The following is a 21,938-nucleotide window of genomic DNA, read 5'->3' on the forward strand; positions in this document are numbered from 1 at the left end:
GCTTTTAACTTTTTTTTGGCATGATCAGGTTTTATAGTTTTGAATAATGATAAATGGAACAAATGCGTTGGTTAGAGCTGCTTTCTGCAGTTCGTTTAGGTAGTAAAAAAAGTAGTACAGAACTGGCTCGTAGCCCATTCCATAAAGATTATGATCGCATTATATTTTCTCAAAGTTTTCGTCAGCTAAACCGTAAGACGCAAGTTCACCCACTCGCACAGCATGATGGCATTCACACCCGTTTAACTCACTCACTTGAAGTTTCCTGTATTGGCCGCTCAATGGGTATGCTTGCAGCAGAAAAAATAAAAAATGAATTACCTGTCTGGATTTCTCCTGCCGATGTTGGTGCAATTATTCAAGCAGCCTGTCTAGCTCACGATATTGGTAACCCTCCTTTCGGTCATGCTGGTGAATATGCAATTCGAGAATGGTTCGATGATGCTTCACATAATGATTTTTTAAAAAAATTAAGTCCAGAAGAAGAAGCAGATGTTCGCCAGTTTGAGGGTAATGCTCAGGGATTACGTTTATTAAGTCGTATTGACTATCATCCGAATGATGGAGGAATGCGCTTAACCTATGCAACCTTAGGAGCTTATTTAAAGTATCCATGGCTTTCAAAGACCATTGCTTCACAAGGTGATCGCCCTTCTCATCAACGAGCAAAGTTTGGGTGCTATCAGTCTGAAAAAGAAATTTTAAAACAAATTGCTGAACAGCTCGGGCTTATTCAGTTAGGTGAATATCACTACTGCCGTCACCCACTGACCTACTTGTTAGAAGCTGCTGATGACATTTGCTATGCCTTAATTGATTTAGAAGATGGCATTATCTTAAATATGCTCACTTACCAAGAAGTTGAACCAATTTTCTTAAATCTTATTGCCGATTATGGGCAGCCCGAAGAATTGTCACACCCGAACAGTACGTGGCAACAAAAAATTTCGGCACTACGTGGTCGTGTCATGAAACGTCTAGTTGATGAAGTCACCACAGCCTTTGCTAAACATCATTATGAAATCATTACCGGTCAGCTTAAAGGCAACCTTTTACAATATTGTTCACCCGATATTACAGTTGGTATCGAAACAGCCAAAAATCTGGCACGTGACAAAATTTTTGAACATCCACAAAAATCAGGGCTAGAAATTATTGCGCATCAAAGTTTGCAAACGATTTTGGATGCATTTGTACCGCTGACTACCCCACATAAATCTTTAAGCTTTAAAGAACAACGTTTAATGTCTATCCTTAGTCTATATGGTGCTAACTTTAGCAATAATCACTACAGCAATATTATGCAAGTACTCGATATTATTAGTAAGTTCTCAGATCATCAGGCTTATAGCTTGGCGCAAGAGTTGCAAGGTAATAAAATAGGTTTGTTTTAAACTGGCTTAATATAGAAAGAAATAAAACCAGTATCATTTTAATTAATTTTAAAATGACCAGATTTACAGTTATGAATAAGTGAAACTACTCTATGATCGGATGTTTAATTGGCGAAGTGTTTGCCCTAGAAGCCCCTACTGTATTACTAAATGTAAATGGTGTGGGCTATGAAATTGATACGCCACTTTCAACATTTTGCCAATTACAAAAAGGCCAGAAAGTTACGCTATGGACGCATTTGGTTGTCCGTGAAGATGCTCAACAGCTCTATGGGTTTAGTGATGCTCAAGAAAAAACTATTTTCCGCACCCTATTAAAAGTAAATGGTGTCGGTCCGAAAATGGCATTAGGTATCTTGTCGACATTAAGCGTTGAGTTGTTAGTGCATACGATTGAGCATGACGATATCAACACGTTAGTCAAAGTTCCGGGCGTTGGCAAAAAAACAGCCGAGCGTTTAATGATTGAGCTTCGTGACCGTTTCAAAACATTGGCTCAAGGAACTTCTACTTCAGCTACCCTGCCTCAAATTCAGTTTGCTGCAAACTCACCTGTAGCAGAAGCAGAAGCCGCTTTGCAATCTTTAGGTTATAAGCCACTTGAAGCACAAAAAGCTGTTGCTGCGGTTAAAGCCGATTACACCGAATCAGCCGATATTATTCGTGCTGCTCTAAAATCAATGATGAAGTAAAACACTTATGCAAGACCGTTTAATCAGTGGAGCAGAAAAACCAGAAGATCATTTTGATCGGGCGATTCGACCGACTTCACTTGCCGACTACATTGGACAACCTGTAGTACGCGAGCAAATGGAAATTTTTATTGGCGCAGCTCGCGGTCGTGGTGAAGCACTCGACCACACGCTAATTTTTGGTCCACCGGGCTTGGGTAAAACCACACTTGCCAACATTATTGCGCGTGAAATGGGCGGTAATCTTAAATCTACTTCAGGGCCAGTTTTAGAGCGTGCGGGCGACTTAGCGGCAATGCTCACCAACCTTGAAGAAGGCGATGTCTTGTTCATTGATGAAATTCACCGCCTTTCTCCAGTGATTGAAGAAATTCTCTATCCAGCGATGGAAGATTACCAATTAGATATCATGATTGGTGAAGGTCCGGCTGCTCGTTCAATTAAACTCGATTTACCACCGTTTACATTGGTCGCTGCAACGACTCGTGCGGGCTTGCTTACATCACCACTACGTGACCGTTTCGGTATTGTGCAACGTCTTGAGTTTTATTCTGTAGAAGACTTAACTCATATTGTGTCACGCTCTGCAAACTTAATGAATGTGCCAACTACAGTTGAGGGTGCAGAAGAAATTGCACGTCGTGCACGTGGAACACCTCGTATTGCCAATCGATTATTACGACGTGTGCGTGACTATGCACAAGTGAAAGGTACAGGTGAAGTGACCCACGAAATGGCGCAACGTGCTCTTGATATGCTCAATGTTGATAAGGCAGGCTTAGACACCTTAGACCGCCGTTATTTGAGCATGCTGTTAGAGCGCTTTGATGGTGGTCCTGCAGGAGTTGAAGCGCTAGCAGCCGCAATGGCTGAAGATAGTGGCACACTTGAAGACGTGATTGAACCTTATTTAATTCAACAAGGTTATGTGATGCGTACCGCTAGAGGACGTATTGCAACTAATCAGTCTTATTTACAATTTGGACTGACGCCACCCGAGCCTAAAAACTAGCCAAAGGAAGAGAACTTTCTCTTCCTTTTTAGTCTCACTATACTTTCTTAAATAAAATAATAATTGTCTTATCAATCGATTAGCGAATCGATACCTTTTAAGTCTTTCTTTATACCTTATTGATTTTTTAATTTTTTTAAAAACTGAATTATAAGAAATCTAGATATTAAATCTTATGAACAATAATATTTTAGGATAAGGACATGTATAAGAAAGCCGCTTTATTTTTGCCACTCGCCTTCATGAGTCAGCTGAGCCTAGCAGATTGGGTTAACGATGCTACTCAACAAAATGAAAATCAGGTCATTCAGCTAAGACAAAACATTCACCAACATCCTGAACTGGGCAATATGGAATTTAAAACCTCTGCACTTGTTCAAAAAGAATTAAAGTCTTATGGCATTCAAGTCAAAACAGGCTATGCGAAAACCGGTGTAATTGGCATCTTAAAAGGCAACAAACCAGGCCCTATTATCGCACTTCGAGCGGATATGGATGCTCTACCCATGGAAGAAAAAAGTGGTGTTCCCTTTGCCAGTAAACAAAAGGCAATTTATCAAGGTAAGGAAACTTACGTAATGCATGCTTGTGGTCATGATGCACACACTGCAATGTTATTAGGCGCAGCAAAAATTTTAGCTGCGAATAAAGATAAAATATCGGGCATCGTTATTTTTGTTTTCCAACCTGCTGAAGAAGGTGGTGCAGATATAGATAACTTCACTCAGGGTGATCAAATCGGTTCACGAAAAATGATCGCCGATGGTGCTTTTAATAACTATAAACCAGAAGCTATTTTTGGAATACATGTCATAGCTGGTATGAAAAGTGGTCATCTTTATTACAAGGATGGTGCTATTTTAAACAGTGCAGATCACTTACGTATTCAGGTCAATGGCAAACAGGTCCATGGCTCTACCCCGTGGTTAGGTAGAGATCCAATTTATGCATCGGCACAAATGATTAACAATTTACAAAGTCTTATTAGTCGAAGAACCGACCTAACTCAAGGTATGGGTGTAGTGAGTATTGGCAATATTCAAGGTGGTACAGCAGGAAATGTAATTCCCGAACAGGTTAATATGATCGGTACCATTCGCTCTAATAACGAAGAAATAAGAAATAACATCTTAAAAAGTCTACCGGTCATGATAGAGCATAATGCTCAAGCCAATGATGTAACTGCTAAGGTTGAAATTGCACCTTATGCACCAGTGACCATGAACGATAAAACCCTTACTCAACTTATTCAGCCAACATTAGCCAAAGTTGCTGGAGATTCAAAACTGCATGTGCTTGATCACAATGCCAGCGCCAGTGAAGATTTTGCCTATTATGGCAAGTTAATGCCCTCATTTTTTGTTTTCTTAGGTGCAACTCCAGAAAATCAAGACTTAACTCAGGCTGCGCCAAATCATAGTCCTTATTTTATCGTAGATGACAAGGCCTTAAAAACTGGAACAGAGCTGCATGTAAGATTCGTATTAAATTATCCGAATATATCAAAACAAGTTCAAACCGCATGGAAACCGTCATAATTTAAAAGCATACTCGCCATGAGATGTACCGTTTTTAGACCAGAATTACAGCAATCGCAATTGAAAGGTTGTGCCATAGGACTTAGTATGCAATCTGCTAAACTGCCCCGTATTTAAAGCATATACGTGGCCTCGAATAAAATTGATGTTTTATTCAGCAGTCACAATTTAAATGCAAAGCTCTATAGTGAACTAAAACGGAATCCTCTCATGGCGAATCATTTTGAATTCAACATTCGTGTTTATATTGAAGATACGGACGCAGGTGGCATCGTTTATCATGCCAACCACATTCGCTATATGGAACGTACTCGTACTGAGTGGCTCCGTGCCGCTGGCGTTGATCATTACTGGCATCAAAAAGACTACAACTTTGTCGTACACAAAATTGATGTAAAATACATGCGTCCTATTTTAATGGATGATTTAATTACTGTTACAGCACGTGTAGTTTCATGTAAAGCTGCGTCATTTATGTTGCAACAAAATATTTATCGTGGTGAAATCTTGCTTGCTTCTGGTGAGGTCGAGTTGGCATGTTTAAACAAAGAAATGATGCCTCGTCGTCTTCCAGAAGAAATACGTGATCTTATTCGTAAAGAATTGGAACAAGACTAAAAAAACAACCGGCATATGTAACTATGGCAACAAACATTGAATCAACCCTGCATATTTCTGACCTTATTTTACAGGCAAGTCCAGTCGTTCAGTTGGTCATGCTAATTTTATTGTTAGCATCAATCTTTAGTTGGTATCTGATTGCCAAGTTACATATGAGTTATAAAAAAGCACATCAAGAAGACGAGCATTTTCAAAAAATGTTCTGGTCGGGTGCTGAACTCAACACGCTTTACAACAATGCTCAGCTCAACTCAAAACGCTCAGGTCTTGAAGACATCTTTTATCAAGGGTTGAGTGAGTTTTTTAAACTTAAAAAACGTCAGGCTCCTGTTTCACAAACCATTGAAGGAACTGAACGTATTTTACGTGTAGGTTTGAGTCGTGATCAGAGCCATCTAGAATATGGCTTAGGTAGTTTAGCCAGTATCGGTTCTGTAGCTCCTTACATCGGTCTATTCGGTACCGTTTGGGGAATTATGAATGCCTTTATCGGCTTAGCTGCTGTTGATCAAGTTACTCTAGCAACTGTTGCACCGGGTATTGCCGAAGCACTTATTGCAACTGCAATTGGTTTATTTGCTGCAATTCCTGCCGTATTGGCTTTTAACCATTTCACTTCTAAAAGCGAAAGTGTTTACTCTGATCGTGCTTTATTTGCTGAAGAGATGATTGCCTTATTGCAACGTCAGTCTGTGGGTTCATCACAGGAAGATGCATAATGGCAATTCAGCGTTCAGGGCGCTTTGAGCGCATAAAAAAACCACTAAAAAGTGATATGAACGTCGTACCCTATATTGACGTTATGCTCGTACTTTTGGTTATTTTCATGGTGACTGCTCCCATGATTACTAGTGGTATTAAAGTCGATTTACCTCAAGCAAATAACCACCCAATCGAATCAAAAGATATGCCAGCCATGGTAACGATTGGTAAAGATGGCAATATTTATCTTCAATATGAAGATTACAAAGATAGTGAACCATTGTCTCGTGAAAAACTTGAAGAAGTTTTAAGCGATGCTCAAAAACAAGCTGAACAAGAAAATAAACAACTCACAGTTTTAGTCAATGGTGATAAGTCTCGTCCTTACGGGGAAGTCGTATCATTGATGGCAAGTTTACAAGAAGCAGGTTTAACTCAAGTTGGCCTTCTGACAGAGCCTTTAAAATAAGCTATGAATAAAAATCAAAAGCCACACTTTAAACAAAATGCGATTGCATTGAGCTTTACACTAGGAGTTCATGCAATTGCCATTGTTGGCTTGCTTTTTTTAGGCTTGAGTAAACCACCTGAACAGCCAAAAAAGCTCACAACTATTTTAGTTAAGCCAGAAGATTTACCTCCTCCATTAGCAAAAGAAGTTGAACAAGAGACTACAGCTACAAATGAAGCAAAAGAGGTATTAACCCCTATTGTGGATGAAACGCTTCCTCAAAATCTTCCGGTTACGCCTCCTCCTCCAACAGCTCAACAACTTGCTGCTCAAAAGCAAAAGGCCGAACAAGCACAGCAAGCAAAATTAGCTGAACAAAAACGTAAAGCTGAAGAAGCTGCAAAAGCTAAACAAGCGGCAGAACAGCAACGTATAGAGGAAATACAAAAGCAACAGGTTGAAGCTAAGCGCCAAGCCGAGGCTAAAGCAAAATCTGAAGCTGAACAAAAACGTAAGACCGAACAAAGTGCGAAAGCCGAAGCAGAAGCTAAGGCCAGACAAAAAGTTGCTGAAGAGGCTAAGCGTAAAGCTGAGACTGATGCAAGGCTAAAACATGAGGCCCAAAAAGCCGAAAACGCTAAACTTCAAGCACAGCAAGACGCTAAACGTAAAGCTGAAGCCGATGCAAAAGCGAAACAGCAAAAAGCCAATGAAGATGCTAAGCGTAAAGCCGAAGCGGACTCGAAAGCTAAACAGCAAAAAGCTAATGAAGACGCTAAACGTAAAGCTGAAGCAGACGCCAAAGCTAAACAGCAAAAAGCCAATGACGATGCTAAACGTAAAGCTGAAGCAGATGCTAAAGCGAAACAGCAAAAAGCCAATGACGATGCTAAACGTAAAGCTGAAGCAGACGCTAAAGCTAAACAGCAAAAAGCTGACGACGCTAAACACAAAGCTGAGGCTGATGCAAAAGCGAAACAGCAAAAAGCTGCTGATGATGCTAAACGTAAAGCTGAAGCAGAGGCCGAAGCAAAAGCTGCATCTGCTCAAAAAGCACAAGAAGAAGCAGCTCAGAAGAAAGCCGAAGCTAAAAAAATTGCTTCTTCAGCTAGACGTGATTTTGAGCAAAAAATTCGACGCTCTTGGGATGTTCCGACTGGCAGTAGCGGTAAAACAGTTGGTGTCCGTTTTACCCTTTCAGACTCAGGTAGCGTTAATTCTATTGTGATCACACGTTCAAGTGGCGATGATGCTTTAGATGCAAGTATTAAGGCCGCAATTCAAGCCTCTGCACCATATCCTATGCCATCAGACCCTGATGCAAGACGCGAAGCAAGAAGTGTTAACTCTACATTTAGAGCGCAATAATTTTGAAAGAGTTACATGCTTTAAATAGTTTAAGGCATGTAACTATGCTACAAAATCAACAGTCACAAAATACCAGCTATGACTTTAAACTTATGAATACGAGCCGCAAACACCTGCTATCTTTAGCATTAATCACCGCCTTAAGCCCTATTGCTTCTACAACTGCTTTTGCCCAGTTATATCTGGAAATTGCTAAAGCACCAGATCAGGCACCAAAAATTGCTATTGTTCCGTTTAATAATGACAATGGGCTCTCACCTATTGTCGAAACTGACTTAAACCGTTCTGGACGCTTTACAAGCTCATCTAAAAATTTACCGGCTAATGCTGCAATCAATCAGATTCAAGCTTCTGATTGGCAAGCCGCTGGAATTCCCTATGTAGTTACTGGACAAATTAAACAGACAGCTACAGGTTTTGAAGTTCATTACCAACTTTATGATGTACAAAAGCAGCAATACATTTTAAATGAACTTTTAAATGTGCCTGCTTCACGCATACGTCAAGCTGGCCATATGGTGAGTGATGCTATTTATCAGGCACTTACTGGTATTCCAGGTGATTTTAGCGGCCGTATTGCGTATGTACTGAGAAATCCAGCCACTCCTGCTGAACGTTATACTTTACAAATTGCAGATACAGATGGTGAACAACCAAAAACTGTTTTGTCATCTCGTGACCCAATTCTTTCTCCGGCATGGACACCTGATGCCAAGAAAATTGCTTATGTTTCTTTTGAAACCAAACGTCCAGCAATTTATCTACAAGATTTATCTACTGGAACACGTGAAGTACTCACGAGCTTTAAAGGTCTAAATGGCGCACCGAGTTTTTCACCTGATGGCCAATCAATGCTATTTACAGCATCTATGAATGGCAATCCAGAAATCTATCAAATGGACTTATCAACTCGCCAAGTCAAACGTATGACAAATGACTCGGCAATTGATACAGAAGCACGTTATACACCAGATGGAAAATCGTTTATTTTCACTTCTGACCGTGGTGGTTCAGCCCAAATCTATCGTTATACCTTTGCTGATGGGTCAGTAAAACGTATAACGTTTAAAGGGTCATTTAATGCACGTGGAACTTTGAGTGCAGATGGCAAAAAGATTGCTCTTGTTCATCGTCCAAGTGGCAGCAGTTATAAAGTTGCAATTCAGGACATTAATACTGGTATCACCAATATTCTTACTCCAACCAGTTTAGATGAATCACCAAGTTTCTCACCGAATGGGCAAATGGTGGTCTATGCGACTCGTGAAGGCAACCGTGGCTTGTTATCTATCATGTCTACTGATGGACGTTTCCGTATGAATTTACCAAGCGAACAAGGTGAAGTACGTGAACCAGCTTGGGCACCAAAATAACTTTTAATTCCATTGATGGAGATAGTCATGAAATCAATCAAATATTTAGCTTTACCCTTTCTTAGCGTAGCGCTTGTGATGACAGGTTGTGCTAGCCGCAAACCTGCAGCAACTACAACAACTGGTACAAATCCAAGTACAGTTAACACTTCTGGTTTAAGTGAAGATGCAGCATTAAATGCTCAAAATTTGGCTGGTGCTTCATCGAAAGGTGTAACTGAAGCAAATAAAGCTGCTTTAGCTAAACGCGTTGTTCATTTTGATTATGACAGCAGTGACTTATCTACTGAAGACTATCAAACGCTTCAAGCTCATGCTCAGTTCCTTATGGCAAATGCAAACTCAAAAGTTGCTTTAACTGGCCATACAGATGAACGTGGTACACGTGAATACAACATGGCTTTAGGCGAGCGTCGTGCTAAAGCTGTACAAAGCTACCTAATTACCAATGGTGTAAACCCACAGCAACTTGAAGCTGTAAGTTATGGTAAAGAAGCGCCTGTTAATGCAGGACATGATGAATCTGCATGGAAAGAAAATCGCCGCGTTGAAATTAATTACGAAGCAGTACCTCCTTTATTAAAATAAGGGAATATGCATAAAAAAACGCTCATATTTTATGAGCGTTTTTTTATAACAACATAACTTAAGAAGATTTCTTTTCTTCTTCAGTATGTTGCATAGATTCAATCAAATCATGCTTATTAAAATCTTTATATTCAGGTTTTGCCTCATAATCTTTCCACGCTTCCTGAACATTCTCTTTCGAAATTTCATCTAGATTGATTGGTTCACCTGCCGTGGGGGTCGCATCAAACTTCTTTGTTGTCATTTCGATTCTCCTAAAAATATACAGTCCGTTGTCATGTAATCAACATACCATTTAAAATGAGGGTTGTAAGCATAAATCCAACACAAATAAAGTAAGATAATTTTTATTTTGTGACATTCTCATCTAGAATATGCCACGTATTTATCTGACTCATTTTGATGCTTGAAGCACAGGAGCTATTCTATATGTCCAACCTCACATTGTCCCAATTTTTACAACAACAAAAAGGGAACCTGACACCTGAGTTGGCTCAAGTCATCGACACTATCGCCACTACCTGTAAAACAATCGATCAAGCCTTACAAAAAGGTGCGCTCGCTGGTATTTTGGGTAGTGCTGGTAATGAAAATGTTCAAGGTGAAACACAGAAAAAACTTGATGTGATTTCTAATGACTATTTAATTGATGCTTTAAAAGTTCATCCACAAGTGGGTGGTCTTGCTTCTGAAGAACTTGATGAGTTCACACCTGCACAAGAAAATGGTAAATATTTGGTTTTATTTGATCCATTAGACGGCTCAAGCAACATCGACATCAATATGTGTGTAGGCACAATTTTCTCTATTCTTCCTGCAAAAAATGCGGTAACTCAAGCAGACGATTTCATGCAAGCTGGTACACAGCAAGTTGCTGCTGGTTACGTACTTTATGGTCCATCAACCATGATGGCCTTAACTGTAGGGAATGGCGTAGTATTCTTTACTTTAGACCCAGAAACTCAAACATTCTTACTCACAACTGACAATGTTCAAGTTTCAGCAGATACTCAAGAGTTTGCAATTAACGCGTCTAACCAGCGTCATTGGGAAGAACCAGTAAAACAATATATTGATGAATTACTTGCAGGCAAAACCTCTGTTCGCGAAAAAGATTTCAATATGCGCTGGGTCGCATGTATGGTTGGCGATATTCACCGTATCTTATGTCGTAGTGGTATTTTCCTTTATCCATATGACTTAAAAGATCCGACAAAAGCGGGGCGCTTACGTTTAATGTATGAAGCAAATCCAATGAGTATGCTCATTGAACAAGCTGGTGGTGCATCAACTACAGGCCGTGTTCGCATTTTAGATATTGAACCTACAGAACTTCACCAACGTGTTCCTGTAATTATTGGTTCTAAAAACGAAGTTGAACGCGTAACAAGCTATCATTAATAATTTTAATTATTTAGGGCATCATAGTATGATGGTGCCCTTTTGTTGGATATTTTCTTATGGCGGTTATTTTTTTAGAATCAAAAGACAATGCAAAAATTAAACATTTGCGTGGGTTAATCGAACTTAATAGCGCCCGAAAAAAGCACCAACAAACTGTCCTTGAAGGTACCCATCTCTGCTTGACGTGGTTACAACAGCAAAAGAAGATTTTTTCTTTATTTACAACAGAACAAGCATTAGAACATACTGATTTAAAAAAAATAATTGAACTGCATCAAGGTCATATTTTTGTTATTAGTGAAGTTTTATATAGAGATTTGAGCACATTAGGTACAAGCTTACCTTGTTTAGCTATTATTGACTTGCCAAAAACTGCATCAACAATTGACTATAAAGTAGATACTTTAATTCTGGAAAATATACAAGATCCAGGTAATGTAGGCACATTATTACGTTCAGCAGCAGCAGCAAATATTAAACAAATTATTTGTACACAAGGCTCTGCATCACTTTGGTCGCCACGAGTTTTAAGAGCAGGTATGGGCGCTCATTTTAGCTTACATTGTTTTGAAAACTTTCAACTGACAGATATTCTTCCAAAATTTCATATTCCAGTTTTTGTTACAAGCTCACATCGCTCAACCAGTATCTACTCAAAAGATCTTTCCAAACCGTGTGTCTGGATTTTAGGAAATGAAGGTCAAGGTGCAAGTGATTACGCCTTAGAGCATGCAGAATCGGTGACTATTCCTCAGCCAGGTGGCCAAGAGTCATTAAATGTAGCAATTGCAGGTTCTATTTGTTTTTTTGAAATGGTTCGTCAGCGCCAATAAAACGTTAATTTATTTTACATCTCACATATTTGTGAAAAAAATCAATTACACTAGTAAAAAATAACCGATTGTTGTCAACCTCCCACCTCTTTTCAACGTTATATAAGAGATATATTGAAGATAAGGTGGGTATGTCCAATGACAGGATTTTCCATCTCCATGGATTTAGCACCGAAAAAGTCTCGATCGGAAACATCTAGTGCTCATGCAAGCACGGCTGAACAACGCCTGAAGGTTTTCATGCAAGATGTTACTGGACGTGCTTTGGTGATGATGGAGAGTGCTACCCAAGGTCAACAAGGTATTGCCATGGATTTGGTTCAAGAAGCATTTATTGCTTTACACAAATCTTATGCCGATAAAAGTACTGAAGAATGGTATCCCCTGTTTTATACTATTTTAAACAACAAACTTCAGGATTGGCGCCGCAAAGAATCTCGTAGAGCAAACCCATTTTCATTCTTCAAAAAAGTTAGTCTGGACAATGACGACGACGAAGTTATTGATGTAGTTGATGAAAAAGCCATCAATCCTGCAGATTTTCTTGATCAAGCAGTGACTATCGAAGAAATTCGAGAAGCAATTTCAAAGCTACCTGTTCGTCAACAACAGGCATTTATGTTACGTGCGTGGGAAGGTTTTGACACACACACAACAGCTCAGATCATGAACTGTACTGAAGGTAGTGTTAAAACCCATTATCACCGAGCAATTCAGGGACTTAGAGAGTACTTAGCCCATTTAAATCCCTTGGGAGGTTCTGATGAATCATGATGATTTCACTAAAAAGGTGACGTCTAAACTTGATAGTTTGGCACATCACCATAAAAATAAAACAGTGGTCATGAATCATGTGCTTGACCATATTCAACAAAAACCAGCCTCTTTTTATAGTGTCTGGAAAATGTCTGGTTTTGCACTTGCAGCTGCGATCACAGGTTTTGTAATTTTACCTAATTCAGCAGATATTGTTGATAAGCCGCAAAATCAAGTGATTGTAAATCCTAAATTATCTCCACAAATGGTGGAAGATTTAGAAATGCTAATGGTCTTGGGTGAGGATAAAGTACAACATGGCAGCTAAAAAATTAGCACTTATCCTGTGTTCATTAAGTTTCTTGCAAACCAGTTTTGCAGGTTTTGAACGATTTTGGATTTTTTCTAAGGATGCCAATACACAAGTTGATGACACATGGAATGCTCTTTCTGAAGAGGAACAACGTGCAGTTATCAAACGTTATCAGAGTTTAAAAGAGTTACCAGCAAATCAAAGTACGAACCTACAACAACGTATGGACTGGTTTACTCAACTCCCCGATGCTGAAAAAGAAAAAATGCGTGAAGCATGGCAAAAAATGAGTACACAAGAGCGTAATGACTTGCGCCAGCGTATGCTTAAAGCGAATGGAGAAGAAAGAACAGCTATTCGTGAAGAGTATATGAACAAGTATTTAGAACACTAAATATACTCTATAAAATTCCTACACAGTGAATTTAATGTCTTAAATAATTTTCTATAAAAAAGCCTCCAATTGGAGGCTTTTTTATTTTATATCGTTTATTTACGGTAGCGTCTATAGATCACTAAACCAAGTAAAGATGCTAAAGACAAAATTCCTAAGCTACCACCACCACCGCCCCCACTTCGAGAATCATCTGTGGTAGTTGCAGTACTTATTAGATTAATTGTCCCCGGTTTCGCTGAAATTAATCCATTAGCATCATAGACATTATAAGAAAGTGTATCGTTAAAGGTGTTAAAGACATTTTTAGCTTGAATATAAATATTGCCGCCATAACATGTATTTTTACTGTCTTTACCAGGACACGGTCCTTCTCGATCTGCCTTAACGACCGTAAAAATTCCATCTTTTGAAGCTTTGCTTGGTAAATAAATTGGTAAATCCGCAAATTGAGACTTATTAGAATTTGTACTAAGTGTACTAGCCGGCCCATCTCCATCATCATTCGCATATTTGAGCAAATTCAAAGGAATCATTTCATTTGCTAAATACTTAAAAGTTATTGTGCCGTCTCCAGAAACAGGAGCGATATTTGCAAATTTTGCTTTAATCAATCCACTACTAAGTTCGACACCCGCTTTAGTGGTAATTGTATATTTACAAAATTCATTAGTTGTACTTGAAGTAACATCATCATCGACACGATAAAAAAGAATTTGCTGTACGGTTGGATTCCACACACATCTCTGGTTTTTCTTAGTCTCTGTTTTGGGAGTTAAATCTTCTACTTTTTGTGCCACCCCCAAAGGTTCTGCTTTAACATTATAATCAGCCGTATTAAAAAACTTTAACACATGGTTACTGTCTTCAGTTGGTAGAGGAAAACCATAATTTTTTAAATCTATATAAATTGCTCGATATTTTGTATTTACATGAGCCGTATCATTTTTAAACTTATCCAGTAAATCCTTAAATTCAGCTAAACGAACTTTATAGTAAACGATAAAGTTTGATGGCGTAGTTGGATCTTTGAGCAGGCTATCATACAAATCATAGCTTTTTTGATATGTCTCTATTAAAGTCGTAAATGAAATATTACCTAAACCTTCTAGATCACCTGCCGTAAGTTTCATTAATTCAACTGAACCAATATCACAACTATTTTTATTTTCATTTAAAGTTTGATAATAGTATGTGTTACTTACCAACCTAGCTAACCCACGCTGATCTTGAGTCTGGCAAGTACCTTTATTTTCTGAATCTACATCAATTAAATCTGGCTCTGAAAAATTATTTTTAGGATAGTAAATTGGTAAAAAACCATTATTTTCATTAGGTCCTTTTAAAGGCTCTAATAAAGTATTTAAAGTATTATTTTTTACATCAATATTAGTATTACCTGTAGGAACTACTTCTTTGGGTACATCACATTTTGGTGCATTGCCTGTTAAATTTAAAGCATTAAACCTCAAATCTAGTCCAGTATCTTTTTCCTCAGCTGCAGCCCCAAGTAAATATCGGCAAGCATAAGCCCCTTCATTAAAAGCTAATACATTAAAATTTAAGTTTTTATCACCTAATTTATCATATAAAAAAGTTGTGTTTGCAGAGTTCTCAACAATCGTATTATTTTGCAGTATTAAACTACTATCCGAACTTAAATTACTGGTTTGATTTTTTGCTGGATCAGCATCACCTGTAAATTTAAGAATACTACCGTTAGTCGGACTCGCAATATTTTGTGCAATTGTATTATTTGTAAAGGAGGCTGTAGGGCTACCACAAAAATTAAAAGCACTTATTGAACTAGCCGATCCATTATTAACAAAACTATTTGAATCCAACGATATAGTACGTGCGCTATATGAAGTATTAAACATACAACTCATTGCGAGAATACTACCTTCCGTTGAAGACTGGCCATTGTTTTGAATTAAAGAATGACTCATCGTTAAACTGGCAGTATTACCTCCAAGGTAAATCGCTCCACCTTTAGATGCTTGTGAGTTTAATATCTGACTATTTTTTAAAGTTACATCGGCGCCAGCATAAATTGCACCACCAGACTCAGTAGTTTTACCATTTTCTAAAATAATATTAGTTAATGTTAAAGGTTGCTGGTAAACAGCCGTATTAAAGATACGTGATTTTCCCCCAGCATTTATACGAGTTTCAAGCGCTTTTTGGGCTGGATAGTCATTAGTTAGAACCCCTTTTCGCTCCCAATCCGTCGCTTCTTTCCCAATAATATTCAAACCGATTTTAGGGGTTAATTCTTTATTTAAGGTGTAAGTACCACCTTCGAGTTGAATTGTGTAGTTTGCATCAATTGCAGAAACCTCACATCCCCCATAAGATTTACGCATTTCTGCTGCTGTAATAGCTTCACGTAGAGAACATGCATTCATGTTCTCATTATCCTCATCAGCAAATGTTGTAACTTTTATTGTTGTTTGAGCCATTAAAGGCATTGCTGCGATAACAGTAATTACACCCAGTGCTTTTTGATAATTTTTCATAGCCCACATCCCTGTTTATGACTTGAAACGGCGTAATGCAATTAATCCAATTAACCCTAAAATTAAACCACCGCCTACACTTCCCCCACCGCCAGTACTTACCGATTTATCTTCAATTCCAGATAAAGGTTCCTGAACAATTCTTGTTGGGATAGTAATATATTGAAAATCTTCACCCTCATTAAAACGAGATACGCTAGTAACTACTTGCATACTAAAAATATCTGCACCATGCCAATTTCCATTTGGCGTATAAATTACATTACCATTTTGATCTAAGGTTATAGTGCCTTTTGAAACTGGTGTATCTGTACTTTGTCTAACTTTAAGACATCCTGGTTGCCAGTCTTTGCCATCAGCACGCTCACCAAACAATCGCTTACACGTAGCAGGCGTAACCAAATCAGCTTCACTTAAAGAACCTAAAATACCGAATTTTGCAACTTGGCCATATTTAATATCTTGACCAACTGAAGAGACTTCACTATCTACAATATATTCGATTGCACCTAAATCACAGAGCTCATCATATCCACTCCGACTCTTACCACGTTGATCGTATCGTTCACAACTCGCTAAACCAATTGAAGAGCCATCACTATAAAGACGTCCCTTATTAATGATCAATGATTCAGCTAAATTTTTATAATTCTCAAGTAATCGTGGTCTAAAGAAACCCAAAAAGCTATTTTTTGGCGTGTTATAAGGGCATAACAATCCATTTTGAGCCGTTACATCGCATACACCTTCATCTGTATCTCCCGCAATTAATTTTTCATTAGCGGGATAAAGAATATTAGGAAGCTTTGAGGTCGCATTTCGGTTACATTCTGCGGTAACCAAATTACTTTGTATAACTGCTTTATCGGTTGTACCTACCTGACAATTTAGAGTATTCCCTACTAATATACTGTTTGAAACAGAAGCATTTCCTTGAGGAGCATCAAGAAATAGTCCTTTGTCATTTTTAATCATCGTAATGTTATTAACAAACATCCCATCTCGGATATTTGCAATAAAACCACCTTTATTATGAAAAATTGTACTATTACTTAATCCAATAGCACGTGAAGTTAAATATCCCCCAGTACTTTCATCTGCAAACTTGGTTTGAACATACAATAAAGCGTTATCTGCGGCTGTAACTTCATTATCACGTAAAACAGATTGAGTAATGTAATAAAGAGGCATTTCGCTATATAAAACTGCTCCCTGAGCCGCTTTATTATTCTGTATTAAATTATTGGTAAGAGTAACTGTACCAGCTGTTCTTGTCGTATTAGATAAATTACCAGCATTGTAAATTGCACCACCACGGGTAGCATAACCATTGAGCAAACGTGAATTTTTAATAGTTAATTGTTCATGGTTATAAATTAGCCCTCCATCTAATACGGAGGTTTTAGAGCCAGCCCCTTGTAAATTAAGGTCACTCAAAGAAACAGAGAAAGAGGTTTTTTCAACATTACCATCATCAATTTTAAACAGGCGGTCTGTACCTGCCATTTTAATGCTAGCGTTATGGGTTCCTGGAGCATCATTATCAATAAAACTAGAGTCACTCTCTGTAAGAATATTTAGAGGCCCGGTAATTGTTATACTTGTATTCAATGCATATTCTTTATCACGCTGCAAAATAATATTTGAAGAGGCGTCTTTACCTCCGCATCCATGATAACCAGTTGCATATTTTTCAACATCAGCAGCATTGGAAGATGCTCGATAATTAAGAAACTGTACTGCTTCACGCAATGTACATAGCGTATCGTCTTTATCTTCATCAATTAAGCTTGTGACTTGAATATCGGCAGAATAAGCGTGTCCAGCAGCAGCCAATAAAGCAAAAGCAATGCTCCGTTTGAGCATACCCATCTCCTTACATCTTTTTTCATTTTTTTTGTCAATATTGCAAAATTTTCACTTTTGCAATCGCATCCTTTGTGCGTACTTTGTCACAGCAAGTAGAATTTCTCAAGACATTTTGGTCGGTCTATAGAGTCATTTTTGAGTCAGATTACAAAAAGCTTCATACCCTAAAAAACTTTTTTAAATACAAAAATTCACTCATTTAAAAATTAGAAGGGATTTAAAAGACATAAAGATAAGTACTCTAAAATTAGCGATCTTTTATCAGAAAATCTTTTTTAATAGGTTTTATAAACTTAGGCCAAGCAATAAGCCCAAATGAAAGAATATCTATTGTTGATATTCATCAATCAAAGCATAAATTTGCCTTAAAGTTGCATTCGAAAGTTTTGTTTTTTCGCCTTTGAGTAATTTTTCTAATTGGGCAACTGTCTGTAGCAAAAGAGAGGCTTGGTGAGGGCCATGTAACAATAAATAGTCAACAATTTGCTGATCAAAATGAATACCTCGTCTAGACATTACAGAGGTGACTAACGCATAACGGTCTGCATATAGACTTCCACTCGGCACTTTAACGCTGACAGCTTGGGTCAGTCTTGACTGTAAATCGGGTAATTCCAACTTTAATTCGATAGGTGCTACACGCGAAGAAAATACTAACTGTCCTTCATGATTATTCATCAAATGAAAGACAGCTTTTTGCCAATGAGGCACGCCACTAATCGATTCAATATCATCTAAAGCAACAAGGTCATAATGTTCTAAAGAAGTAATAGCTTCGATAGGTGCATCAAGGAGTTCAAGCAAAGAAACTTTAATTGCAGATTTGCCTATTTCTAAATAAGAGTCACAAATTGCGGAAAGTAAATGACTCTTACCTGTCCCTGCTCCACCGTAGATGTAAAACCTACTGACCAGACCGGCATGTAGTTGACGCACAGCATCGACTACATTCCCCCAACTCGGTCCCGAAAAATCACTGATTCGAGCATCAAGTTGAGGTTCTATATCCAGTTGGAGTTGACGCATATATTGAATTAACCTTGAAATTATTTCTGGTCAGATGGTTTCACTTTATCTGTATCTTGCTGTGTTTTAACCTCAAGATCAAGCTTAGTGCTTTCGGTTTCTACATGAATTTGCTCAATATTGCCGCCTTCTTGTATCAATAAAGTAGAAGGTGGAGCATATAATGAACTACGCTCATAATTATCTCTTAAATGTTTTAACAGCACTACAATAACAGCCGCAACAGGTAATGCAATTAACATTCCCAAGAAACCTGCAAGCTGTGCACCAGCTAGTACTGCAAAGACAACTGCTACAGGAGATAGACCAATTTTATCGCCCAATAGGAATGGCTGTAGGATATAGCCTTCTACGACTTGGCCAATCATAAAAACTACACCAACAAGTAATAAATGCATCCAGTCCAATCCAAACTGGAATAAGCTTGCGATAACTGCAGCAATAATACCTACTGCAAATCCTAAATAAGGAATAATACTGGCAAGGCCAGCCACCATACCAATAATAAGACCAACTTCCAAGCCAATGAGCTGCAAACCAACTGCATAGACCACGCCTAGCAATAGCATAACGAGGAACTGACCTTTAACAAATGCTCCTAAAACGCTATGGCATTCACCCACTATCTGTAAGGTAGTGGCTTCATATGGACGTGGAATGAGACGACGTAAGTTTTGTAACATACGGTCCCAATCTAGTAAAAAATAAAAGGCAATAATTGGAATTAAAACAACTGTCCCACCGATCTGAATAAAATTAAGACCCGATTGCGCAAGCTTTAATAAGACAGCTTGAATACTATCAGCACTGTAATTTGTCTGAACATAGTCCATGACAGCTTTGGACATTTGATCGGTATCAATTTCCATTTGCTGAACATTAAATGTCGAAGAAACCCATGGTAATAGTTTTGCATTAATCCAGTGAATACCCGCTGGAATGCTATCTCGAGCGTAGACCAATTGTTTCCAAATCAGGGGAACCAAATACCAGAGTGCAATAGTTAGGGTAACGCCTATTCCTATAAACACCGCACTAATCGCTAACCAGCGTGGCAATTTGATTTTTACCAGAACATCAACAAGGGGGCTGAATAAATAAGCCAGGAAAAAAGCACCGATAAAAGGAATGACTACAGGCTTGAGTAAGTACAATACCCATACCAGCAATACAATACCTGCGAGTAAAAGAATACGGCGCAGTATACGATCTTGCATAAAATCTAGCCTTTTTTGATTTAATCGTTATAAATGAAAAAATATTTTTATTAAAGATAGCATTTTCGAGCATAAATAACATAAGAGTTTCGTATATTCAGGTTATAATCTGCCGCCAATGCGGAGACTTCATTTATGAGCAACTCAACTTCTACCCCAAATACCGGTTTAAGCTATAAAGATGCGGGTGTCGACATTGAAGCGGGCGACGCACTGGTCGATCGTATCAAGTCAGTCGCTAAACGTACAAGTCGTCCTGAAGTAATGGGCGGTCTTGGTGGCTTTGGTGCACTATGCAAAATTCCCAAAGGTTATGAAGAGCCTGTTTTAGTTTCTGGAACCGATGGTGTAGGAACTAAATTACGTTTGGCACTTAATCTCAATCGTCATGACACAATCGGCCAAGATCTTGTGGCTATGTGTGTAAATGATCTTTTAGTTTGTGGCGCAGAACCATTATTCTTCCTTGATTATTATGCAACAGGTCACTTAAATGTTGACGTTGCTGCAAATGTTGTTACTGGTATTGGTAAAGGTTGTGAGCTTGCGGGTTGTGCACTTGTAGGTGGGGAAACCGCAGAAATGCCAGGCATGTATGAAGGCGAAGATTACGATCTTGCTGGTTTTGCCGTTGGTGTTGTTGAGCAAAGCAAAATTATTGATGGCTCTAAAGTAAAGTCTGGTGACGTACTTATCGGTGTTGCATCAAGCGGTGCTCACTCGAATGGATATTCATTACTACGTAAAATTTTAGACGTTAAAAATGTTGATTTAACTCAAACGATTGATGGTCGTCCTCTTGCAGATGTTGCAATGGAACCAACACGTATTTATGTAAAACCAGTTCTTGAGCTTTGCAAACAAGTTGATGTACATGCTATGGCACACATCACTGGTGGCGGTTTACCTGGTAACTTACCACGTGTATTACCAAATGGTGCTCAAGCAGTTATTGATGAATCGTCTTGGGAATGGTCTGAGTTATTCAAACTTCTACAACGCGAAGGCAATGTAGAGCGCTTTGAGATGTACCGTACGTTTAACTGTGGCGTAGGTATGGTCATTGCTGTTGATGCAAATGATGCAGAAAAAGCAATTGAAGTGCTTAATGCTCAAGGTGAAAAAGCTTGGAAAATTGGACACATCCAAGAAAATGCTGAATCAGTGGAAGGTGCAGACGAAAAAATTCGTGTGATCTTTGCATGATAAAAATTGCTGTTCTAGTCTCTGGGAACGGCAGTAATTTACAGGCCTTGATAGATGCAAATCTATCAGGGCAAATTGTAGGTGTACTGTCTAATAAAGCAGATGCTTATGCCCTTGAGCGCGCTCAAAAAGCCAATATTGCTACGGCTGTTATTTCCCATAAAGACTTTCCAACTCGTGAAGTGTTTGATGAAGCAATGCATCAACAACTCTTGGCTTGGCAAGTGGACGTGGTTATTTTAGCTGGTTTCATGCGCATTTTAACTCCCGCCTTTGTCAACAAATGGCAAGGGAAAATGCTGAACATACATCCCTCCCTCCTTCCAGCTTATAAAGGTGTGAATACTCATCAACGTGTTTTAAACACAGGTGATCGTTTACATGGTTGTACCGTACACTTTGTAACTGCTGAACTGGATTCTGGTCAATCGATTGCCCAATCCGCTATTTCAGTTAGAGAACATGATACTGCCGCTTCATTAGCAGATCGAGTGCATACACTTGAGCACTTTATCTACCCACAAGTAGCAGAGTGGTTATGTAACGGTCAGCTTACATGGAAAAATGGACAAGCTTATTTCCGTGATCAAGTTCTTGAACACCCTATTCGTTTTGCAAATTGGTAAAACTTTTTACTTAAAAGCAAAATAAAAAAAGGACAT

General features: G+C 38.5%; 22 protein-coding genes. 17 read left to right on the forward strand and 5 right to left on the reverse strand.

Going from position 1 to position 21,938, the window contains the following annotated elements:
- Positions 1–53 precede the first annotated feature (53 nt).
- From OD757_RS04110 to pal, 10 genes are all read left to right on the forward strand, one after another.
- Positions 54–1,394, forward strand: a complete 1,341-nt coding sequence (locus OD757_RS04110; protein WP_263030938.1) for a deoxyguanosinetriphosphate triphosphohydrolase — start codon at positions 54–56, stop codon at positions 1,392–1,394.
- A gap of 92 nt (positions 1,395–1,486) precedes the next feature.
- Positions 1,487–2,086 (forward strand): Holliday junction branch migration protein RuvA, encoded by a 600-nt coding sequence (ruvA, locus tag OD757_RS04115; protein WP_016137345.1) that lies wholly within the window; start codon positions 1,487–1,489, stop codon positions 2,084–2,086.
- Between the two features lie 7 nt (positions 2,087–2,093).
- Positions 2,094–3,098 carry a Holliday junction branch migration DNA helicase RuvB gene (gene ruvB / locus OD757_RS04120; protein ID WP_009393711.1) on the forward strand — a complete coding sequence of 335 codons (1,005 nt, stop codon included), beginning with the start codon at positions 2,094–2,096 and terminating at the stop codon, positions 3,096–3,098.
- A 203-nt stretch (positions 3,099–3,301) separates the two neighbouring features.
- Positions 3,302–4,636, forward strand: a complete 1,335-nt coding sequence (locus OD757_RS04125; RefSeq protein WP_263030939.1) for a M20 family metallopeptidase — start codon at positions 3,302–3,304, stop codon at positions 4,634–4,636.
- 210 nt (positions 4,637–4,846) lie between these two features.
- Positions 4,847–5,254, forward strand: a complete 408-nt coding sequence (gene ybgC / locus OD757_RS04130) for a tol-pal system-associated acyl-CoA thioesterase (RefSeq protein WP_009393444.1) — start codon at positions 4,847–4,849, stop codon at positions 5,252–5,254.
- Between the two features lie 23 nt (positions 5,255–5,277).
- The gene (tolQ, locus tag OD757_RS04135) at positions 5,278–5,976 is read left to right on the forward strand and encodes a protein TolQ (protein WP_003650232.1); all 699 of its coding nucleotides are present in this window, start codon (positions 5,278–5,280) and stop codon (positions 5,974–5,976) included.
- Positions 5,976–6,428: a protein TolR gene (gene tolR, locus OD757_RS04140; RefSeq protein ID WP_003650231.1), complete on the forward strand. Its 453-nt coding sequence runs from the start codon at positions 5,976–5,978 to the stop codon at positions 6,426–6,428. Before tolQ ends, tolR begins: the two co-directional genes overlap by 1 nt.
- A 3-nt stretch (positions 6,429–6,431) precedes the next feature.
- Positions 6,432–7,778 (forward strand): cell envelope integrity protein TolA, encoded by a 1,347-nt coding sequence (gene tolA / locus OD757_RS04145; RefSeq protein WP_263030940.1) that lies wholly within the window; start codon positions 6,432–6,434, stop codon positions 7,776–7,778.
- A 92-nt stretch (positions 7,779–7,870) separates the two neighbouring features.
- Positions 7,871–9,151, forward strand: a complete 1,281-nt coding sequence (gene tolB / locus OD757_RS04150) for a Tol-Pal system beta propeller repeat protein TolB (RefSeq protein WP_009393565.1) — start codon at positions 7,871–7,873, stop codon at positions 9,149–9,151.
- A 27-nt stretch (positions 9,152–9,178) separates the two neighbouring features.
- Complete coding sequence (pal, locus tag OD757_RS04155) at positions 9,179–9,739, forward strand: peptidoglycan-associated lipoprotein Pal (protein ID WP_009393712.1); 561 nt, start codon at positions 9,179–9,181, stop codon at positions 9,737–9,739.
- A gap of 58 nt (positions 9,740–9,797) precedes the next feature.
- On the opposite strand, the gene OD757_RS04160 is transcribed toward pal, so the two are convergent.
- On the reverse strand, positions 9,798–9,983 hold the full coding sequence (locus OD757_RS04160; RefSeq protein WP_009393678.1) for an NF038105 family protein: 186 nt from the start codon (positions 9,981–9,983) through the stop codon (positions 9,798–9,800).
- A gap of 185 nt (positions 9,984–10,168) precedes the next feature.
- On the opposite strand from OD757_RS04160, the gene OD757_RS04165 reads away from it, so the two are divergent.
- The 5 genes from OD757_RS04165 (at position 10,169) to OD757_RS04185 (ending at position 13,439) form a co-directional block, all read left to right on the forward strand.
- Positions 10,169–11,140 carry a class 1 fructose-bisphosphatase gene (locus tag OD757_RS04165; protein WP_263030941.1) on the forward strand — a complete coding sequence of 324 codons (972 nt, stop codon included), beginning with the start codon at positions 10,169–10,171 and terminating at the stop codon, positions 11,138–11,140.
- Positions 11,141–11,199: 59 nt separating this feature from the next.
- Positions 11,200–11,976 (forward strand): TrmH family RNA methyltransferase, encoded by a 777-nt coding sequence (locus tag OD757_RS04170; RefSeq protein ID WP_009393594.1) that lies wholly within the window; start codon positions 11,200–11,202, stop codon positions 11,974–11,976.
- A gap of 159 nt (positions 11,977–12,135) precedes the next feature.
- Complete coding sequence (locus OD757_RS04175) at positions 12,136–12,750, forward strand: RNA polymerase sigma factor (RefSeq protein WP_004790645.1); 615 nt, start codon at positions 12,136–12,138, stop codon at positions 12,748–12,750.
- Positions 12,740–13,060: a hypothetical protein gene (locus OD757_RS04180; protein ID WP_004643705.1), complete on the forward strand. Its 321-nt coding sequence runs from the start codon at positions 12,740–12,742 to the stop codon at positions 13,058–13,060. Before OD757_RS04175 ends, OD757_RS04180 begins: the two co-directional genes overlap by 11 nt.
- Entirely contained in the window at positions 13,050–13,439 is a 390-nt protein-coding gene (locus OD757_RS04185) for a DUF3106 domain-containing protein (RefSeq protein WP_004790640.1), read from the forward strand. The genes OD757_RS04180 and OD757_RS04185 overlap by 11 nt, the downstream gene beginning before the upstream one ends.
- Before the next feature lie 95 nt (positions 13,440–13,534).
- Here OD757_RS04185 and OD757_RS04190 read toward each other — a convergent pair whose 3' ends face one another.
- From OD757_RS04190 to cxpE, 4 genes are all read right to left on the reverse strand, one after another.
- Positions 13,535–15,958: a CSLREA domain-containing protein gene (locus OD757_RS04190; RefSeq protein WP_263030942.1), complete on the reverse strand. Its 2,424-nt coding sequence runs from the start codon at positions 15,956–15,958 to the stop codon at positions 13,535–13,537.
- 15 nt (positions 15,959–15,973) lie between these two features.
- Positions 15,974–17,824: a rhombotarget A gene (rbtA, locus tag OD757_RS04195; RefSeq protein ID WP_263030943.1), complete on the reverse strand. Its 1,851-nt coding sequence runs from the start codon at positions 17,822–17,824 to the stop codon at positions 15,974–15,976.
- Between the two features lie 330 nt (positions 17,825–18,154).
- Entirely contained in the window at positions 18,155–18,853 is a 699-nt protein-coding gene (gene hda / locus OD757_RS04200) for a DnaA regulatory inactivator Hda (RefSeq protein ID WP_003650214.1), read from the reverse strand.
- A 20-nt stretch (positions 18,854–18,873) separates the two neighbouring features.
- On the reverse strand, positions 18,874–20,070 hold the full coding sequence (gene cxpE, locus OD757_RS04205) for a chloramphenicol efflux transporter CxpE (protein WP_009393553.1): 1,197 nt from the start codon (positions 20,068–20,070) through the stop codon (positions 18,874–18,876).
- Between the two features lie 135 nt (positions 20,071–20,205).
- Between cxpE and purM the strand changes: the two genes are divergently transcribed.
- Positions 20,206–21,276 (forward strand): phosphoribosylformylglycinamidine cyclo-ligase, encoded by a 1,071-nt coding sequence (gene purM / locus OD757_RS04210; protein WP_263030944.1) that lies wholly within the window; start codon positions 20,206–20,208, stop codon positions 21,274–21,276.
- Positions 21,273–21,902 carry a phosphoribosylglycinamide formyltransferase gene (gene purN / locus OD757_RS04215; protein ID WP_263030945.1) on the forward strand — a complete coding sequence of 210 codons (630 nt, stop codon included), beginning with the start codon at positions 21,273–21,275 and terminating at the stop codon, positions 21,900–21,902. The genes purM and purN overlap by 4 nt, the downstream gene beginning before the upstream one ends.
- Positions 21,903–21,938 lie beyond the last annotated feature (36 nt).

Origin of the sequence: Acinetobacter sp. AYS6 (genome assembly GCF_025630795.1) — a bacterium.
Taxonomy (GTDB): Bacteria; Pseudomonadota; Gammaproteobacteria; order Pseudomonadales; family Moraxellaceae; genus Acinetobacter.

Bases quoted from the DNA above. Each gene is read 5' to 3' on its own strand.
- OD757_RS04110 (WP_263030938.1), top strand. From the start codon at position 54: ATGGAACAAATGCGTTGGTTAGAGCTGCTTTCTGCAGTTCGTTTAGGT.
- ruvA (WP_016137345.1), top strand. From the start codon at position 1,487: ATGATCGGATGTTTAATTGGCGAAGTGTTTGCCCTAGAAGCCCCTACT.
- ruvB (WP_009393711.1), top strand. From the start codon at position 2,094: ATGCAAGACCGTTTAATCAGTGGAGCAGAAAAACCAGAAGATCATTTT.
- OD757_RS04125 (WP_263030939.1), top strand. From the start codon at position 3,302: ATGTATAAGAAAGCCGCTTTATTTTTGCCACTCGCCTTCATGAGTCAG.
- ybgC (WP_009393444.1), top strand. From the start codon at position 4,847: ATGGCGAATCATTTTGAATTCAACATTCGTGTTTATATTGAAGATACG.
- tolQ (WP_003650232.1), top strand. From the start codon at position 5,278: ATGGCAACAAACATTGAATCAACCCTGCATATTTCTGACCTTATTTTA.
- tolR (WP_003650231.1), top strand. From the start codon at position 5,976: ATGGCAATTCAGCGTTCAGGGCGCTTTGAGCGCATAAAAAAACCACTA.
- tolA (WP_263030940.1), top strand. From the start codon at position 6,432: ATGAATAAAAATCAAAAGCCACACTTTAAACAAAATGCGATTGCATTG.
- tolB (WP_009393565.1), top strand. From the start codon at position 7,871: ATGAATACGAGCCGCAAACACCTGCTATCTTTAGCATTAATCACCGCC.
- pal (WP_009393712.1), top strand. From the start codon at position 9,179: ATGAAATCAATCAAATATTTAGCTTTACCCTTTCTTAGCGTAGCGCTT.
- OD757_RS04160 (WP_009393678.1), bottom strand. From the start codon at position 9,983: ATGACAACAAAGAAGTTTGATGCGACCCCCACGGCAGGTGAACCAATC.
- OD757_RS04165 (WP_263030941.1), top strand. From the start codon at position 10,169: ATGTCCAACCTCACATTGTCCCAATTTTTACAACAACAAAAAGGGAAC.
- OD757_RS04170 (WP_009393594.1), top strand. From the start codon at position 11,200: ATGGCGGTTATTTTTTTAGAATCAAAAGACAATGCAAAAATTAAACAT.
- OD757_RS04175 (WP_004790645.1), top strand. From the start codon at position 12,136: ATGGATTTAGCACCGAAAAAGTCTCGATCGGAAACATCTAGTGCTCAT.
- OD757_RS04180 (WP_004643705.1), top strand. From the start codon at position 12,740: ATGAATCATGATGATTTCACTAAAAAGGTGACGTCTAAACTTGATAGT.
- OD757_RS04185 (WP_004790640.1), top strand. From the start codon at position 13,050: ATGGCAGCTAAAAAATTAGCACTTATCCTGTGTTCATTAAGTTTCTTG.
- OD757_RS04190 (WP_263030942.1), bottom strand. From the start codon at position 15,958: ATGAAAAATTATCAAAAAGCACTGGGTGTAATTACTGTTATCGCAGCA.
- rbtA (WP_263030943.1), bottom strand. From the start codon at position 17,824: ATGCTCAAACGGAGCATTGCTTTTGCTTTATTGGCTGCTGCTGGACAC.
- hda (WP_003650214.1), bottom strand. From the start codon at position 18,853: ATGCGTCAACTCCAACTGGATATAGAACCTCAACTTGATGCTCGAATC.
- cxpE (WP_009393553.1), bottom strand. From the start codon at position 20,070: ATGCAAGATCGTATACTGCGCCGTATTCTTTTACTCGCAGGTATTGTA.
- purM (WP_263030944.1), top strand. From the start codon at position 20,206: ATGAGCAACTCAACTTCTACCCCAAATACCGGTTTAAGCTATAAAGAT.
- purN (WP_263030945.1), top strand. From the start codon at position 21,273: ATGATAAAAATTGCTGTTCTAGTCTCTGGGAACGGCAGTAATTTACAG.